The following is an 18,708-nucleotide window of genomic DNA, read 5'->3' as shown; positions in this document are numbered from 1 at the left end:
TAATTAATTCCCTTTGATAGTTTTTTTAATTTCTGCTTCAATTTGTTTATTTCTTTGGTTTTGATTTTTAATAGAATCTGGAAGAGTGTAATCTTTTACTTTTGTTTTCGATAATGGTCCTTCTGTAACAACGGGTTTTATATCATCATAACTGTTTCTTACGGCTACACCATTATTTGATGCAGTTTCTGCTTCTACAGCTTTATATTCAGATAAAGAACTATTAAAACCTTCAATAGGGGTTTGATCGTATACGTCAAGCGATACACCTTCATCTACACTCCAAAGATTAAAATGGTTAAGTTCGTGAACTAATGAAGATGCTGGTGAAAGTATTTCTCCTGTTGTTAATCCTTCCCCTCCCAGAGTTGGATTCCATTTAGTTGTTTGATCCGAACTATTAAAAACAGTCACTGAAGATTCTACTAGTTGAGTCGTTTTAGAATTATTTAACGCATCAACCACATCCTTTTGGGTGCTCATAGCATTTAAAGCCTGATATGCAGATTTAACAAAACTATTGTCAATCCCTTTTAGTTTTTGAATATCATTAACGGATGATAACCGTATTGATTCATTATTTCCATACTTAATTACAATATCGTTAACACCACGACCATCAGGATCTATAAATCGAATAGGATTGTTTACAGCGTAATTATAAACAGAATGCCTTCTGTACTTCTCCGCGAGCGGATCTACGACGCCCCAACGTCCGATGTCTGCCATATAGAATCTTGCTCCATAATCATACATGCCCGTCTCCTGCAATTCCTTCCCATTGTACTTGTAATTCTTATACGAACTTGATCCAAAGAAAGAATTTCCACTTTTTAGGTGATTCATTCCGAAAGGATAATAATCATTAGCATCCACAATTTCTAGAACTCCTGCGCTGTTTTTCCCAAAACTTACCCTTGTATTTCCCAAGTGATCTTTATACTGGTAAATATATTGATTATTTCTGCAAAATTTATTAACATAAAAAATAATGCTCACTACTAAAATTTAAAGACTTCTTTAATAAAAATGCAGCTTTATTATAACACAAAACCCACCGCAAAGCGGTGGGTTATTTATTATTGCTCATGGATTATAAATCCGCGAGATCAGGAGTTGTCATTTCTGCCTTTGTGGCAGCTGCTTCAGGAGATCGGGTGGTTTATTACAATTCACTCTATTTTTTAAATTATCAATATAATCCTGAACTTGCTTCTTTCTTTCTTCTTTGGTAGTTTTTCTGTATTTATTTCCTAACGTAATATTGAGAGTTGTTTTTTCTTTTTTATTAATATCAAAAATTATTAACGAAGAGTAACCAATATTTTCTGAAAAATAATTTTTGTTATCTTCAATATATCTTAATTTATCGCATAAACCAGAATTTATCACAAAATTGGAAACCTGAATGGAGTCCTTAATATCAATACTTTCTTTAGTGCTTAATTTGCTGGAATTGCATGAATAAAACAATAATAAGCAAACACTTAAAAATAAATTCCTTTTCATTATTGTATTTCATTAAGGTTAATGTTCCCTTTTTTCTCTTTAGAAGAAACTACATTTCCATTTTGATATACAACAACCCTATGCATTTGGTTACCATTTTTATCAGTGAAGTTTTGATAATTAGTAAAACTCATTATTTTAGTATTTATATTACCGTCTTTATTTTCTCCTGATTTTACTCCTTGTATTTCATCTCCTTTAGTAACTGCCATAGGATGTACAACGTCATAAGCATTATCTTGAGATAAACTTGCTACCTCAGGAACATTCTGTGCCAAAAAAGATTCATATGCTTCATGAAAAATATCCGTTGATGCTAAATTGTTTTCAGTTGCAGCATGTTGTACATCCCATAAATCGACAGTGTTTTGATATTTTTTACCATCATCTCCTAAAGAAATATCAAATCCACCTATTAAGGTTTTACTGCTTTTCTCTGTCAATGATATTGTAGTTTTAGAACCTGGAGCGAGTAGCATACTATATGCATCATATAATCGTTGCTGAACACCAGAAAGAACAGCTCCTTCTGCAAGTACAAAAGATACCAATCCACTCTTATCTATATTTACTGTTACATTATTTCCAAAATCATTTTGGATAATATTTTTAAATATATCAAATACTCTTTGTTGATCTCCAAAAGTTGTAACTATTAAATCCTTATCATCAGGATCAATAAATATTATGGGATTATTAGCTGTATAATTATAAGGAGACATAGAATTGTATTTCTCTGCTTTCATATCCACCACACCCCAACGTCCGATGTCAGCCATATAAAATCTCGCCCCATAATCATACATGCCCGTTTCTTGAAGCTCCTTCCCGTTGTATTTATAATTCTTATACGAACTTGATCCAAAGAATGAATTTCCACTTTTTAGGTGATTCATTCCGAAAGGATAATAATCATTAGCATCCACAATTTCTAGAACTCCTGCGCTGTTTTTCCCAAAACTTACCCTTGTATTTCCCAAGTGATCTTTATACTGGTAAATATATTGATTATTTCTGCAAAATTTATTAACATAAAAAATAATACTCACTACTAAAATTTAAAGACTTCTTTAATAAAAATGTAGCTCATTATAACATAAAACCCACCGCTATTGCGGTGGGTTCTTTATTATTGCTCACGGATTACAAATCCGCGAGATCAGGTCAGGGTTCTTTATTATTGCCCACGTATCATATATGTCAAAATATTACTTATGAGACCGCAATCTGTCAGAAAAAAGAAATAGTATCCAAAAAAGAAAGCCAAAAATAATATCAAATATTATATTAACTGATTTTAATTGATGATGCACTATAATATTATATATAATATCAATCCCTATGATAATTCCACAAAATTTCAATAAATATATAATTGCTCTTATAATAATTCTACCGTTTATCATTACTTTTTATTCTGATTTATATTTTTCTCAGCGTTTTCATCATGTTCTCTTATTGAATTTAATTGATTAAAAGTTCCTGAATAAAAATTATAAATAAACCCAATTACAAGACCTTTTATAGAAGGTTTTTCAAATTTCCCTTTCTCTATAGAAGATAAACCCATACCAACTGCCAATCCTTTTAAATCAATTGTATAATCAAAAATGGTTGTTAAATTATCATTATAAATAGCACGATCTACTAAGGTAATAGAATTGTGAGTTGAATAAATAGATCCCATTCCACCAGCATGAAGAGCATTTGCATCAACCATTTGACCAGATAATTTAACCCAATGATTATTATTTAATTGATATGTATTTTTATCATTCGAATAAAATTTATCACCATTCTTATTTAAATCACCTGTCGGTCTATCATCCACAGCAGTCACAGATTTACCTGTTTCTCCTAATTGACCTGTTGAACCAGCATCAATGTTTTTACCTAAAATATTATCAGTTACTGAGCCATCACTATTTAAATTATAACTTGAAGTAATTTCTTGATTATCTTTTCCTAAATTATATCCAGAAATAGCTTTACCACTAGCCGCGAAATATTTTGCTCCTTCAATTTTATTGTCTTTAAAGAACTTATCTGCGTTATCTTTATTAAGATTGGAATTATATTGGTAATTACCATCTTTGTCTGTGTACCAATCTGCTCCTGTAGGATCTGTCCTGATAATGGGATTATTACCAACATAATTATATGGCGAGTATGAATAGTAAAATTCACTTAATAAATCTTGAACACCCCAACGTCCGATATCAGCCATATAAAACCTTGCACTGTAATCATACATGCCCGTTTCTTGAAGCTCCTTTCCATTGTACTTATAATTCTTATACGAACTCGCTCCGAAGAAAGAATTTCCGCTCTTCAAATGATTCATTCCAAAAGGATAATAATCATTAGCATCCACAATTTCTAGAACTCCTGCGCTGTTTTTCCCAAAACTTACCCTTGTATTTCCCAAGTGATCTTTATACTGGTAAATATATTGATTTTTTATGTAATCGTAAAATCCTTCTGAAGTCGGCAAAAACTGTAGTTCAGAATTCTTCAGCATTCCGACAGGTTCCAGCCCTCCAATGTCCACAAGACTGAACGCCTGCGTCTCCATCGCTCGTGAACTTTCAAGATTTGAAGCCGAAAAAGAAGAGCTTCCACCGCCTCCGCCACCTGAATTAGTGATATTCTGATACTGGAAGCCGTCAAGGTAATCGATGGTCTTTACAGAGGTTGTGTAGCCGTTAATTCCGGAAATCGTTGTGGTGTTTACCTTACGGAGCTTTGTTCCGTCGGCGCGGTATTTTGTGTCCAGTTTCACCATTTCAATGCCGTCCCTGCTGTATTCCAGATGATGGGGAAGATTTAAATGATTGTATTTGATCACACTGATTCCCTTATCCGGCATACTGATCATGTTTCCGTTCACATCATATCCGATGGTTTGTCCGCCGCCTTCATATCCTGTTGCATTCTGTGCATAATCATTGATGTTGGTAAGCCTGTTGCGTATTGCCGGAAGCATAGATGTATTGCAGGTTATCAATCATGGTCGGCGTTGTATTCCCATATTCCAGAACCGAGGTTCTGTAAAGACTGGTGATATTCCCGTTCAGATCATACGCTAAAGATTCCGTATTCTCTTTACTGTTCGGGTTTTGGGGATTCTGGTAAAACCCTGCCGTTAACCTGTTAATTTTATCATAGGCATACCCGTATCTTTTCGGGGAACAAAACCCACCACAATTGCGGTGGGTTCTTTATTGTTGCTCACGGATTATAAATCCGCGTCATCGGGGTTTCCATAGGTGAGTTTTTTAATGACAATGATTTGCAGAAAGAACTTAATCTACCGCTTTTAGAAAAAATAAAATTGATTGATCTGCTCCCTGAAGACGAACAACAGGCTTTGCTTAAAATGATTGATCTAGCAATCTCTAACAAAAGAATGAAAGATAATCTACAGCAGATTATTACGCAATAAAACCTCGCTTTCGCGAAACAACTTTATAAAACACAAAACCCACCGCAAAGCGGTGGGTTCTTTATTGTTGCTCACGGATTACAAATCCGCGTCATCGGGTAAAATATAAAGATTATTTCCAACAATATTTTTTCACAATCTTCGCAAAATATAACTCTCGATAGCCTATAGATAAAGAATCATTTACATCAAACATTCTTTCTATATGTAATCTTCCTCCTTCATCAACCATTCCGCTTACTGGAATAACATCAAATTTTAAACTATCACCTATTTTAATCTTTTTACATCTTAAATTTTGTGTAAGTTGTTTTGTTGATTCTATTACATCATTTTTATCTGTGACAAAAATATAGCTCTTCTCATTTTCATACACTTTAGTTATTTTTACATTATAAACAGAAGAATCTTTTTCAATATCTAACATTTTACTTGATGTACAACTAATAAGTATTAGAGAAATGGAAAATATTAAATATTTCATAATATTATTTCTTTAAGTTTTTATTATTGACTGGAATTCTAAAATGGATCTTTTCTCCATAAGATTTAGTATTTCTTTGTCCTTTTGGAGTATACATTTCATAAAGCCATTTAACTTCCATCCCTCGTATTTCACTTACAACACGAGGTTTTATTACCAGATTATCATATGGCATCATTGCTCTTGCAGCGTCATGTCCTTTTTGGAAACCAGGACTTGGATTTGATTGTGTATCAATAGCAACATCACTTTTAGTTTTTAAAGACTCTTGTGTGATAAGTACATTTTCTACAACTTCATGCGTCATTCCTGTACCTCTTTGAGTTCCTGTAAAGCTTTCAGCGTTTCCTAATACTTCAGGATTTGTATATTGGGTTCCTGTACTCATATTTGTAGCAGCATCATAATCAGCTCCTCCAAAAGAACCTCCCGGTTTTAATCCTCCACTTGGTGTTAAATTATTACTATCAGCAATAATTCTTGAATCAATACTGGTATTCTTAATCCCATCATATAAAACCTTATCTGTTGCAGATAGCTTATTATAATCAGCTTTACTTAAATCTGCAGTAGCTAATTTTCCATTTTCATCCTTTGTCATAGCAAGTTTACTATTTGCATTTAATTGCTCAAGTGCTTTATCTGCCAGATTTCCTAAAAGATGAATGTCTTTATTTTCCATTCCATCAGGATCAACAAACCTTATTGGATTATTAAACGCATAATTATAAGGACTATGTCTCGTCATCTTTTCAGCCAATGGATCCACAACTCCCCAACGTCCGATGTCAGCCATATAAAACCTTGCACCGTAATCATACATGCCGGACTCCGTCTGTAATTCCTTACCGTTGTATTTGTACTGGTAACTGCTTCCAAAACTGAAAGAAGTATTGTATCCTTCATGCTTCATCCCAAAAGGATAATAGTTATTTTCTTCAAGAACTTCTGCGCCACTTCCATTGTTGAAATAACTTAAACGGATATTTCCCAAATGATCTGTATAGTTGTAAATATACTTATTTTTTACAAAATCAAAATACCCTTCTGAAGTTGGAACAAATTTTAACTGAAAATCATTCGTAGGTATTCCGGATAATGGTGTCCAGTCATATTCATATTGAAACCCATCCAAGTAATCGGTGGTTCTGGTTCCCAAAGCATAAGCATAGGAAGGATCTTTATAATTATGTACTTTTCTCATCTTTACGCCATCTGCTCTGTAAAGATAATTCGTATTTACATATACTTTATTGCTCCTGTCGTAACTTGCAAAATCACTGAACTTAATGTATTTCGGAAGATTTAAAAAATTATAATCAATCTGAAGAATACCTTTATCCTTATGATCTTTCATGTTTCCGTTCAGGTCGTAGGAAATGGTGTTTCCTGAAGTATCGGGATAACCTCTGTAATCTGTTGAGGAATCGGTAACGGAAGTCAGCCTGTTTCCGGTATAAATATAGCCAAGATCATCAATATTAAATGCAGAAGCACCTTGCTGAGATTGTGCCGATCTTTTCAGATTGGAGATATTTCCGTTAAGATCATATTCCATCTTTTCGAAATATTCCTTTGCAGAAGGATTGGTATCTTTCTGGTAAAATCCTGCCAGTAATCTGTTCACTCCATCATAAACATAGCCGTATCTTCTCAGGTTGTCTCCTGTGGTTGTTCCTGTTCTCCAGTCTACCTCCGCAATGTTGCCATTGTATTTCGGTTTTACTTTCAGAGTAGAAAAGTCTGTATTGGGAGTTTCAAGCCCTTCCATTTCACTGTATTTTACTTTGTATCCAAACAGTTTTCCGTTAAGGTTTGCCGGATCATTGATCTTGGTCATCCATCCGCGGATGTTGTAGGTGTAATCGATGCTCTGAAGATTATTTCCCACTTTCTTGTTCACAAGCTGGGACAGATCGTTGTAGGTGTTTTCGGCAAGCAGTTCTTCAGGATTATTGTCTACCTGATGGTAATGTTTTACCAACCTGTTCTGAGAATCGTACTCAAATCTTTCCTGTACCGTTACCCCGACTTCGCCCTGCTTTCTGAGGTGATAGGTATTGGTTTTTACAGGAACCCCCGCAAAATCCAGCTCGGTTTCGGTGTTGGTGTATCCTCCGAGATGGTTGGTGCTTTTGGTGGCAATGGCTCTTCCCATCGAATCATAATAGCTGTAGGTTTTCGTCCAGTTGTTGTCTTCTATGTTTTTAACGTAGGCAGCGGTTAAAATCCCCATCGTGGAAGCATCTTCACTGCTTCCCAGGGTCTGTTTCATCGTATGCTGCCCGAGAACCGTTGCCGGAACCGCCGGAGCTTCGGGAGGGTAGGTGTCGTAATAATTAACCGAAAGCAGGGTCATGCTTCCCGTAGGAAATGCCTGTTTGTCGTAGTACACCTCCAGTCCCTGCAGATTAAAGGAGGTGGAGGATCTTCTTTCGGTATTGTAGGCATTGGCAGTCATGCTGTTCAGGGCATTCTGCATCACCTGTCTCGATGCGGTGTTGGAGAAGAAACCGGTATACGCCACCCTTCCGAACTCATCATATTTGGTGAAAAGCCAGCCTTTGCTTCCGAAGGTATTGTTTACTGTTCTCAGGATCGCATCCTGCGTGAGCACCACACGGTCCTGTTTGTCGTACACCATCAGTTCCCATTCTTTTCCGGGCAGTCTTTTTTCAACCAGACGGTCTCTTCCGTCGTACCGGTACTGGTAGCAGAGCTCGTTTAAAATAGCATCCGTAATCAGGTTACTGTTATCTGAAATCTGTTTTACCGCTTTCGGGGAAATGACGAAAGCCAGCTGGCTGTACTCGTTGTACACGTAATACGTGTCCACATTCTGTGCCCCGTCATTTCTGCGCACCAGAATCGTCTGTCCCTGTCCGTTTTTAAATTCCGTTACAGGATTTCCGTCCTCATCGGTTACGGTGTTTTTGTACAGTGTTGCGGCAGAATAATATCCTGAATTATCTGAAGAAACCGAAAGCGTGGAAACCGTGGTGGAAACATTGTTCACGGTACTGGTGGTTGTACTGGTAATAAATTTCTTCACCTCTGTTCCCAGGTTGGTTTCGTACTTCAGCTTCTGGGTGTGTCCCGAGCTCATCTTCCATGGCTCTCCCGGGCTTGCCTGCTGCAATACCCTGTCCAGCGGGGAGTTTTCCATTTCCTTTTCAGAATATGCGTTGGAAACCCCGTAATAGGAGTTGGCAGCCGTTTCATCGGTAATTCCGGTATGGATGGAGGAGTTCTGGGTGGCGGCGGGAACGGGAAGGATGTTTTTCACCTGTCTTCCGAAGCCGTCATAGGTAATGGGCGTTACCAGGTCTTTTCCGCCGGGTGCCGCTTTTACACTGATGATCTGCTTGGGTCTTCCCAGACCGTCAAAGTAAGTGATGGTCTCGGATTTACGGCTGCAGTCGTCATTCAGACAGCTCTGGGACTGTATGTAGTTCTCGTTCTGGGATTGTGCGAAGGACATCGCGGCAAAAACCAGCCCCAACAGGGAGAATGCTTTGGTTGTACTGTATTTTCTCATGTTTGTGTTATGGTTTGTAGTTGTACTTGTTTTCAGACACTTTTTTGTTGATATAGCTTCCTGCGCCGTTTTTCCCTCTTACTCCTGTTTCTTTCAGCCTGTTTGCCGAATCGTAAGTGTAGGTCTGTCTTACACCGGACGGAGGGGTGATGCTGGTTACCCCGATCAGCGGATCGTAGGTGTAGGTGGAGATCAGCTTTCCTGAAAGCGCCGACTGTTTTCGGAAGCTATTCAGGGCATCCAGAAGAAGGCTTTCCTGTGCAGGATCTGCGGCATCATTGTCGGAAGCCGTTACAATCCCTGAAACCGGAACTGAGGATGTCAGCTGATCGTAAGTGATTCCCTCCACCTTGGCAATGGGCTGGGTTTTGTTATATCCCCAGACAAGGGCTACCGGAATTCCGTCCTTGGTGGTGTACTGAAGGATGTTTCCTTTTTCATCGTATCTGTCGTAAGTCACTTCCGTGGAAGCAACTGTAGGGTTTTGGAGATCATACGATAATACAGATGTCGGAAATAAATTGGCAGGATCATCATATTTTGTTTCGCTTTTGGAAATGGTTTTATTGTCTTTTTTTACTTCTGTTTCCAAAGGAATTCCAATTATATTAGCATTAATTAATTTTTGGTTACCTTTTTCGTGGGCGTATTGATAGATTGTTTTTTGAGATGAATCAGGTATATTAATGATTAGAGACGTTGGATTAAGATGCTTATAAGTAGTATCATAAAAATAGTTTGAAGTCGTTGCTATACTTTGATTGTTAAGATAACGAGTATTCTTTTGCGTTTTCAACTTTACCCAACTTGAATTTATCGAGTATCTGTAATATTGAAAACTTGCTTTATAATAAGGAAAAGTAGTTGGAGTATCTAATGTAACGGCAATTATGTTTAGCACATAAGGCTGGATAGTAAGCTCAGGTGAATATAAATAGTCGGCTGATTGTTCATTAAGTTTATAATCAAACTCATAATCAAACTCCTGTTTTTCAACAAGATTATTTGCAGAATTATAAAACTCTTTTTTATTAAGAATTCCTCTTGCATACTGATTATTAGCATATAAAAAGAAAGGCTGACCAGCAAATGTAAAATTAGAAGAAGGATAATTGGTAAAATAATCTATTGTCTTATAATTTTCTGTACCTGAAGTATTTTCTACCTCTGTAATTACTCTTTTATAAGCAACAGGTTTACCATTAATGCTTGTAAGATTAGCATTTCCTGAATTTGTAATTACTAATCTGGAACATGAATTTCCAAATGTACCATAAGGACTTGTTGAAATATAATAGTAATTTATTTTATCTCCTAAATATTCTCCTGATGTTCTGTTATTTTCTAATACATATTTATAGTTTTGAATCAATGCATTAGTATTATCAGAATCTTTTTTTACTATTTTTTTTATCCTAATACCTCCTACATTTTTATCATAATCTTTAAGTGGATTTTGAACATCAAACCACTCTAATTCTAAAGAAGCATATTCTGAGGAAGGAACACTGCCTGATTTTCTGACCCTTACCTTATAAGATTGTGCCGGTAACAGAAAATCATAATCTTTCACTACAAGAAATGTTTTTACAACGGTGTTATTAGCATCTAAAATTTCTCCTACAAAATGAGGGCCTACAGGTAAACTTCCAGAACCATCATCTTGAGGATTTATTGTCGATAAAAACTTTACTTTGAAATTAATCTGAGTTTGTGTAGTTTGACTGCTAATCGTCTGCATTGGATCAGTATTCGATACAATAAGTTCATTTTTGCTTATTTTTTTTTCGTAATCATTAAAATAAAAGCTGTCATTTTCATATTCAATATCCATAGAGCCTCCTGTAGGATATTTTATTCTATTTAAGCTTCCCTGCTTAGCAAAATTAATGTTAGGTTCTTTATTATCACCTAATCCATAGATTTGATTATTATATTCTACATATTCAATTCCTGTATTTAAACTTTGTCCGTTATAATACCCTAAATAATCTGTTGCATTAGAGAAACGATTCGGAAGAGGCATATCTTCGTTATACTGAAACTGATATTTTTTATTTTCGATAGTCTCCACCAATTCATTTAATTTTAATTTTTTCATTAATGAAGATGTCTGATTGGAATAATTAAGCACATCAATCTGTTCTGTAGAAATAAAATAGCTTTGATTAAACTGGTAATTCTGAATAAGTCTTTGATTCTTATCTTTAATTTCTATACTGCTGATTTTTTTTCCATCAACAATATCTTCTCTGGTACTATAATTTATATTAATTTCGCCTTCAGGAAAGGTTATTTTCCTGAGAATAAATTCTTTAAGAACTTCCGAATAAGTTGGATATTCGTCATATTCATTTTGTGCCGATGCATCACTGTTTCCTAGAGTGGTTTGGCAATCTTGTATTGGGTATGAATATTTTTTAGTATAGTTGCTTAGATAACCATATGAAATAGGATCGTACTCAAACATTATTTTTTTACCTGAAGGATAAACAATACTTTCTATTACGTAATCTGTAACCTGTATATCCTGAGGTGTAGGAGTACTGCCACCTAAATTTCTTACAGAGTTCCCACCAATAAAATTATATATAACTCCTTTGTCATCTGTAATCTTGAAAACGTTTTCAATTTTCACTTTTTGATAAGGAATCTGTATTATTTTTCCGGTGTGGTCATAATGAAACTCACCTGAAACACCGTTTACAGAATATGAGAATATATCAGGTTGAGTATCTCTTTTGGTAGCATATAAATCCTGATTTCCAGTATCTTGGTTAAATCCTGTAATAGATGCTGCTAATGCATAGCTAGTTGACTGTAAATCATTCGGAGTAAAATAATTTTCATCCATAGGAATATTAGGCACCCAGCCACGGTCTTCCTCTCCAAATATCTGTTTTGATAAAGAGGTGTTTCCTATGGATAAAGACCATCCTAAACCGACCTTCGAAGCAACTTCTTTAACTTTTACCCCTGATGCATGATAATTAATAGTAATTGGAAAACTCTCATTATCAATTTTAATATTATAAATAGGAATATTGCTGCTTATAACTCCTGTATAAGTTGAAGAAGGCATATCTGTGCTTTTCGAAATTTGTGAAGCATCCGGTGATTTTAAACTGATATCAAACTTTTTATCCTGAGCATATAAGCTGTAGGAAAAAGTAATTGCTATCATTAATAATATTTTATTTTTCATGTTTATTTTTTTATTAATTTAGCATTCGCGGTTTTATTTGTATCTGTTTTAATGGTAATCAAATAAGCTCCCTGAATCAAAGGCTGGGTATTGATCTTGGTGATCTTATTTTTTGTTTTCACCGTTTCAAGCTTTCTTCCGCCCATATCGTACACTGCAATTTCAGCCTCAAACGCTCCCTCTCTCAAGCCCTCAAATCCAAGCTCCACGTACACATAATCCGTTACCGGGTTCGGGTAGATCCTAATATCCTGCTTCTCGATCAGCTGGTCAACCTGTCTGTCGCCCAGTTTTACAATCTTCCAGTTCTCTTTTCCAAGTTCCTCTGCGCTGGTTCCTGCGAGTATGATTGATCCGTCACGGTTCAGCTTGATATCAGATAACCGTTCCTCTTTTTTTCGGGATTTTCCTTTTACGTGCTTTCTCCACTGCTCATTTCCGTTCTGGTCGAGATACAGCATCCAGAAAGTCTCGTCATCATTTTCAATCCTGCCTTCCGCCTGTGTGTAACCACCTAGCAGAATCCCTTTGGACTTCCCGCTTCCATCTTCCTGCTTCCCGGCAATGACACTCATCCCCATCAGAACATCCCTATTTTTAAAGCTGTAGGATTTCTGCCAGATTTCTTCGCCTCTTTCATCAATGGAGATTAGCCAAAGATCGGTTCCTTCTTCAATACCAACTGATTTGTTTCCCGATCTTTCCGATCTGGACTCCCCACCGATCAGGTAGCCGGTTGAAGTCAGCGCAAGTGTTCTTACATGATCGTCGCCTTTTCCTCCGAAATTTTTTTCCCATTCCACTTTTCCGTCTTTCGAAAGCTTAACGATCCAGTAATCACCTTCACCAAAATTGTTGCTTGTTTTTGGTTGATAGTTGATGGTTTTACTACTTCCAGCCTCCGTCTTCCCGCTTCCTGCCAAAGCTGCGCTTCTGGAATAGATCCCTAACAAAGCTCCACCGTCTTTGGTGGGAATCATCTTCTCCACTTCATCAAGACCTTTCCCGCCTAATACCAATTGGGATAGTTCTTTCCCGCTTTTATCCAGTCGTACCACCAAAACATCTTTGGAGCCGTAGCCTTTCGGTGAGTTCTGCACATTGCTTACTACAAAGAATCCCATATCGGTGGTCTGAATCACCGCCCGCGCTTCTTCGTCCGCTGTACTGCCTATGGTTTTCTGCCATAATTCATCGCCAAATTCGTTGATGCGGATCAGCCAGAAATCTGATCCGCCTTTGGAATCGTCTTTTTTATCCAAACCTTTTCCGCTGTAGGAAGTTCCGGCAAGAAGAAATCCGCCTTCCTGAGTATTAACCGTTGCCGATAAAAAATCGTGGTTTTTCCCTGAGAAATATTTTTCCCAGATCTCTTCGCCCTGCTGGTTGAGCTTAACCAGATGGAAATCGTAACCATTATTCTGCTGCGAGGTGGCAGAAGGCAGACCGGAGGTGGCAGGAGAGCTGCTGCCTGTGATCTTTTGGCTGTTACCCCGAATGCTGCTTCCGGTAATTAAATACTGCTGATCGATGGTTGTGGTGACCTGTGAAAGGAAATCCTGAGTAGAAGACCGGATGTCTTTCTGCCAGACTACTTCCTGGGCGGAAACGCCCAGAATGCCGCACAGAGTGAACACACTCATGCTGAGTTTTTTCATACTTAGTGTAATTTTAACGTTATTGTAAAGGTGAAATTAAGAAAGGGAATGCTTAGAAAAATAAGGAAACCCGCATTCTTAGAGAATTGATACTGAATTTGACAGAACCTGTCCGAAATTTATTTGTTTTAATCATGGCTATTGTTTTTTTATGAGCTTTTAACAGCTTGTTTTTATTAATTTTTTGTTCAGAATAATAAAAATAAACTCCTGTCTTTTTTACTTTTCTGCAAAATTACAAAGCATTAACGACAAAAGATGTCGTTTTATTTTAAAGGATGCAATTTTTTTGAAAAAGGTTGGAAATCATGGTGATATTTTTTAAAGTGTATGTTTTAATGTACGCTTCGGCTCCGCTCAGCGCACGGTGGAGGGTTTGGTTTACAATGATCTGTTTAAAATGGAGTCTTATTGATGTGCGCTTCGGCTCCGCTCAGCGCACAATGGAGCGTTTAGTTTACAATGATCTGTTTAAAATAGAGTCTTATTGATGTGCGCTTCGACTACGCTCAGCGCACGATGATGGTTTGGCTTACAATGATCTGTTTAAATGAAGTCGCACTGAAGTACGCTGAGCGGAGCCGAAGCGTAAAAATATCTGCATTAAAATTTTATCGGAGATAAAATCTTTGCGCCTTAAAACGTGATTAAAAAAATAAATACTTGCGTCTTTGCGATTAAAACAACTTTAGGAATGATTATTTACGATGATGTGCGCTTCGGCTCCGCTCAGCGCACGGTGAATGTTTGGTTTACAATAATCTGTTTAAAATAAAGTCGCGCTGATGTACGCTGAGCGGAGCCGAAGCGTAAAAATATCTGCATTAAAATTTTATCGGAGATAAAATCTTTGCGCCTTAAATAGATAGAGCATGTTAAAAAATATTGCGTCTTTGCGGGTTTGAACAACTTTAGGAATGATTATTTACGATGATGTGCGCTTCGGCTCCGCTCAGCGCACGGTGGAGTTTGGTTTACAATGATCTATTTAAAATGAAGTCGCACTGAAGTACGCTGAGCGGAGCCGAAGCGTACGATTAAAGAAATATTGTTATCAAAATTCTCCCGAAATCCTTCGATTGTTGTTCGGTCTTTCTTCGGAAAAAATCCCATTTTTCCGAAGCCGATCCGAAGAAGACCCGAACATGATCCGAAGAAATGGGTTTTTAAACCGTTCAAAACCTATCAAAAGCAGTCAAAATAGGTCAGAATTTTTTATGATGGTGGAAAATGGACATTTCTACGGTAATTTTAACCCGTTCATCAAAAAACATCCTTCAAAAACAAGCAAAAAACAGATTTCATAAATTCAGTCATTCAAACAAATCAACCAAGCACTACGCTGAGCGAAGCCGAAGCCCCCAACAACCATCAATCATCAACCATCAACAAACAGCCAACAACCACTCTCCCACTTTTACCATTAATTAACATTCTCCGCTCTTCCTTTCTTCAAAAGAAATGATTAAATTTGAAAATGAGTTTTGGAAAAGATTTATTAAAGAAAATAAAAACTGCGGAATTGCCGGGAATCCATGCGCACGGTGTTTTCTCGCCTCCTTCCCGCCCTGTTTTTACGTATGAAGAGGTTTTGGAAAAAAATCCAAAGTTTGCTGCCGTAAACATTGTTTTGTACCTGAAAAACGATGAGTGGCATTTCCCTTTAATCCAGAGAACCATTAATGAGCACGACCGTCACAGCGGACAGATCTCTTTACCGGGCGGAAAGCGCGAAGAAACGGATCAGGATTTTGCAGAAACTGCCGTGCGGGAAACTTCAGAGGAAATCGGCATCGAGAAACATTATGTACGGATGATCCGGGAGATGTCGCCGATCTACATTCCGCCCAGCAATTTTTATGTTTATCCTTATATTTCATACACCAGAAAGAATCCTGAATTTATTCTGCAGCAAAGTGAAGCAGTGGAAGTGATCGAATTTCCGATCACCTGTTTTCTCAATCTTCCGGATGAGCCGGACATGATGGTTTTACCGAGCACGGCAGGAAATGAAGTTCCGGTGATTAATTTCAACGGATATATTATCTGGGGCGCTACCGCAATGATCCTGAGCGAATTCAGCCAGTTGCTGAAAAAAATGTAACTTTGCAATACCGTGTTTAATTGAGAGATGGCGAAGAAAAACATTTTCACCGACGCGTTCGGAACTCCTTATTTTTTAAAAAGGCTGATTATTTTTATTTTAGGAATTGTATCTTACAGAAGATTCAACGGCTTTAATAAACTAAAAATCACCGGTACTGAGTATCTTGTGGATCTTCCGGATTCCAATGTGCTGTTTGTATCCAACCATCAAACGTACTTTGCAGATGTGGCAGCGATGTATCATGCATTCTGCTCAGTGAACAATGGGTATTTAAACACCATTAAAAATCCGATCTATCTTTTAAATCCTAAAATCGATTTTTACTACGTGGCCGCGGAAGAAACCATGAATAAAGGGATTCTTCCTAAAATCTTTAAGATTGCAGGAGCGGTAACGGTAAAAAGAACGTGGAGAGCAGAAGGTAAAAATGTAAACCGGATGGTAGACATGAGTGAGGTAGATAATATCATGAAAGCATTGGATAACGGTTGGGTAGCTACTTTTCCTCAGGGAACTACGGCAGCATTTGCACAGGGAAGAAGGGGTACGGCAAAACTGGTAAAAAACCAACGTCCTATTGTTATTCCTATTAAAATCAACGGGTTCAGAAGGGCTTTCGATAAAAAGGGACTTCGTGTAAAAGTTACGGGTGTAAAACCAACGATGGAATTTAAAGCGCCTCTTGATATAGATTACGATAAAGAAAATGCACAGCAGATTCTGCATAAAATCATGACAGCGATTGAGCAGACGGAGGATTTCAATGTTCTGCACAGTTATGATGAAGAATTAAAAGCTAAAAAATCAGAGCAAAAAGAGTCAGATAATTAAAGTATAAAATGATGAAAAGAATATTAGGAATTTTATTCGCGATCATAGTATTAGTATCATGCAACAGCCAGAAAGTGTATTCGGATTTCGACATCAGCTATTCGAAAAGCGGGGGATTTGCACCGATGTATGAAAATCTTCTGATTAAAGGAAATACTGCTCATTATTCTTTCGAAGGACAGGGTAAAAAATACAGGCAGGATTTTAAAATTACAGACGAAGATCTTAAAAAGCTGGACAATACACTCTCCCAGAATAATTTCAGAAGAATACAGGAAGACCACCAGAAAATTTATGACGGGATTGCCACAACAATCAACATAAAAAAAGGTCCGAATGAAGGCAGCAAAACCGATGCAAGCTCGGTAATGCCGAATTACAAAACAAACTGGACGAACATTACCAATGCTTTTCAGGAGATCATTAATACTAATGTAAAAAAACCGTAAATACAGTTGAAAACCCATTTCATCGCGATCGGCGGAAGTGCAATGCACAATCTTGCCATTGCATTAAAAGATAAAGGATACCATGTAACAGGTTCGGATGATGCCATCTTTGAACCTTCGAAATCACGTTTGGAAAAGAAAGGAATTCTGCCCGGAGAAATGGGATGGTTTCCGGAAAAGATCACTTCGGATATCGATGCCGTCATTCTCGGAATGCACGCACATCAGGACAATCCGGAACTGGCGAAAGCCAAAGAGCTTGGACTGAAAATCTATTCGTATCCCGAATTTCTGTACGAACAGTCTAAAAATAAAACAAGGGTTGTGATCGCAGGTTCACATGGAAAAACAACGATTACTTCCATGATTCTTCATGTGCTGAATTTCCATCAGAAGGAAGTGGATTTCATGGTGGGAGCGCAGCTGGAAGGTTTCGACTGTATGGTGAAATTAAGCGAAGACAACGATTTTATGGTGTTGGAAGGGGATGAATATCTTTCCTCTCCTATCGATCTCCGTTCAAAATTTTTGCTGTATCAGCCAAATATTGCTTTGCTGAGCGGAATTGCATGGGATCACATCAACGTTTTCAAAACGTTTGATGATTATGTGGAGCAGTTCAGAAAATTTGTGGCAAGCATAACGGCAGGCGGTGTTCTGGTATACAATGAAGAAGATGCGGAAGTGGTAAAAGTGGTGGAAAGTGCTGAAAATTATTTCAGAAAAATTCCTTACAAAACCCCTGAATACGAAATTGTAAACGGAAAAGTTCACCTGAAAACGGAAATGGGCGATGTTCCGCTTTCTGTTTTTGGCGCACACAATTTATTAAATCTTGAAGGCGCAAGACACATCTGCCATACTCTGGGAATTATGGATGAAGATTTCTATGAAGCGATCATGAGCTTTAAAGGAGCTTCAAAGCGTCTGGAAAGGGTGGAAAGAGAAGACAACGGAACATTGTATAAAGATTTTGCACACGCGCCGAGTAAGGTAAAGGCAGCCGTAAAAGCATTCTGTGAGCAGTTTAAAAATGAAAAGAAATATGGTTTCCTTGAACTTCATACGTATTCAAGCTTAAATCCTGTGTTTCTGGAGCAGTACGATCACGCAATGGACGGACTGGATGAAGCGATTGTTTTCTATTCTGAAGATGCCCTGAAAATCAAAAGAATGGAGCCGATTTCACCGGAACTGATCAAAGAAAAGTTTAAGAATGAAAATTTAAAAGTGTTCACCAACGCGGAAGAACTTAATGCGTACTGGAATACGCTGGATAAAACTGAGGGCGTTTATCTCATGATGAGCTCCGGAAATTTCGGGGGTCTTGATCTTACGAAATAACTGTACAGAATATAAAAAACAAACTCCTTTCAGACCGAAAGGAGTTTTTTATTTTATTGACTTACCCCTTTTTACTCATAAAGGCTTCGAAAGGCTCAGCCTGACAATATTTAAATATTGCGATTAGTATTCGAGAGG

Annotated in this window: 13 protein-coding genes; 5 read left to right on the top strand and 8 right to left on the bottom strand. The window is 37.4% G+C overall.

Features of this window, described 5'->3' with window-relative positions:
- Positions 1 to 3 precede the first annotated feature (3 nt).
- The 4 genes from PFY09_RS20820 to PFY09_RS18460 all read right to left on the bottom strand — a co-directional run bounded on the left by PFY09_RS20820 (position 4) and on the right by PFY09_RS18460 (position 4,495).
- Positions 4 to 999, bottom strand: a complete 996-nt coding sequence (locus PFY09_RS20820; protein WP_333781129.1) for an RHS repeat domain-containing protein — start codon at positions 997 to 999, stop codon at positions 4 to 6.
- A gap of 120 nt (positions 1,000 to 1,119) precedes the next feature.
- The gene (locus PFY09_RS18470) at positions 1,120 to 1,509 is read right to left on the bottom strand and encodes a hypothetical protein (protein WP_271160669.1); all 390 of its coding nucleotides are present in this window, start codon (positions 1,507 to 1,509) and stop codon (positions 1,120 to 1,122) included.
- Positions 1,509 to 2,558 carry an RHS repeat domain-containing protein gene (locus PFY09_RS18465; protein ID WP_271160668.1) on the bottom strand — a complete coding sequence of 350 codons (1,050 nt, stop codon included), beginning with the start codon at positions 2,556 to 2,558 and terminating at the stop codon, positions 1,509 to 1,511. The genes PFY09_RS18470 and PFY09_RS18465 overlap by 1 nt, the downstream gene beginning before the upstream one ends.
- A gap of 356 nt (positions 2,559 to 2,914) precedes the next feature.
- Positions 2,915 to 4,495, bottom strand: a complete 1,581-nt coding sequence (locus PFY09_RS18460) for an RHS repeat-associated core domain-containing protein (protein WP_271160667.1) — start codon at positions 4,493 to 4,495, stop codon at positions 2,915 to 2,917.
- Positions 4,496 to 4,801: 306 nt separating this feature from the next.
- On the opposite strand from PFY09_RS18460, the gene PFY09_RS18455 reads away from it, so the two are divergent.
- Entirely contained in the window at positions 4,802 to 4,954 is a 153-nt protein-coding gene (locus PFY09_RS18455; RefSeq protein ID WP_271160666.1) for a hypothetical protein, read from the top strand.
- A gap of 112 nt (positions 4,955 to 5,066) precedes the next feature.
- Here the strand turns inward: PFY09_RS18455 and PFY09_RS18450 are convergent, their stop codons facing one another.
- The 4 genes from PFY09_RS18450 to PFY09_RS18435 form a co-directional block, all read right to left on the bottom strand.
- Positions 5,067 to 5,381, bottom strand: a complete 315-nt coding sequence (locus PFY09_RS18450) for a hypothetical protein (RefSeq protein WP_271160665.1) — start codon at positions 5,379 to 5,381, stop codon at positions 5,067 to 5,069.
- 61 nt (positions 5,382 to 5,442) lie between these two features.
- Positions 5,443 to 8,976: a DUF6443 domain-containing protein gene (locus PFY09_RS18445; protein ID WP_271160664.1), complete on the bottom strand. Its 3,534-nt coding sequence runs from the start codon at positions 8,974 to 8,976 to the stop codon at positions 5,443 to 5,445.
- A 7-nt stretch (positions 8,977 to 8,983) separates the two neighbouring features.
- Positions 8,984 to 12,181, bottom strand: a complete 3,198-nt coding sequence (locus PFY09_RS18440) for an RHS repeat domain-containing protein (RefSeq protein WP_271160663.1) — start codon at positions 12,179 to 12,181, stop codon at positions 8,984 to 8,986.
- Positions 12,182 to 12,183: 2 nt separating this feature from the next.
- The gene (locus tag PFY09_RS18435) at positions 12,184 to 13,839 is read right to left on the bottom strand and encodes a T9SS type A sorting domain-containing protein (protein ID WP_271160662.1); all 1,656 of its coding nucleotides are present in this window, start codon (positions 13,837 to 13,839) and stop codon (positions 12,184 to 12,186) included.
- A 1,477-nt stretch (positions 13,840 to 15,316) separates the two neighbouring features.
- Between PFY09_RS18435 and PFY09_RS18430 the strand changes: the two genes are divergently transcribed.
- From PFY09_RS18430 to PFY09_RS18415, 4 genes are read left to right on the top strand one after another with little or no spacing between them, the layout of a single operon-like run.
- Positions 15,317 to 15,943 carry an NUDIX hydrolase gene (locus PFY09_RS18430; protein WP_271160661.1) on the top strand — a complete coding sequence of 209 codons (627 nt, stop codon included), beginning with the start codon at positions 15,317 to 15,319 and terminating at the stop codon, positions 15,941 to 15,943.
- Positions 15,944 to 15,970: 27 nt separating this feature from the next.
- Entirely contained in the window at positions 15,971 to 16,777 is an 807-nt protein-coding gene (locus tag PFY09_RS18425) for a lysophospholipid acyltransferase family protein (RefSeq protein ID WP_076395816.1), read from the top strand.
- A gap of 11 nt (positions 16,778 to 16,788) precedes the next feature.
- Positions 16,789 to 17,226, top strand: a complete 438-nt coding sequence (locus tag PFY09_RS18420; protein ID WP_271160660.1) for a hypothetical protein — start codon at positions 16,789 to 16,791, stop codon at positions 17,224 to 17,226.
- Between the two features lie 6 nt (positions 17,227 to 17,232).
- Positions 17,233 to 18,570, top strand: a complete 1,338-nt coding sequence (locus PFY09_RS18415; protein WP_271160659.1) for a UDP-N-acetylmuramate--L-alanine ligase — start codon at positions 17,233 to 17,235, stop codon at positions 18,568 to 18,570.
- Positions 18,571 to 18,708 lie beyond the last annotated feature (138 nt).

It is taken from the genome of Chryseobacterium gambrini, assembly GCF_027920505.1.
In the GTDB taxonomy this organism is placed as follows: Bacteria; Bacteroidota; Bacteroidia; order Flavobacteriales; family Weeksellaceae; genus Chryseobacterium; species Chryseobacterium gambrini.
The sequence above is the reverse complement of the archived record's forward strand: the minus strand, read 5'-3'. Positions and strand labels throughout refer to the sequence as shown.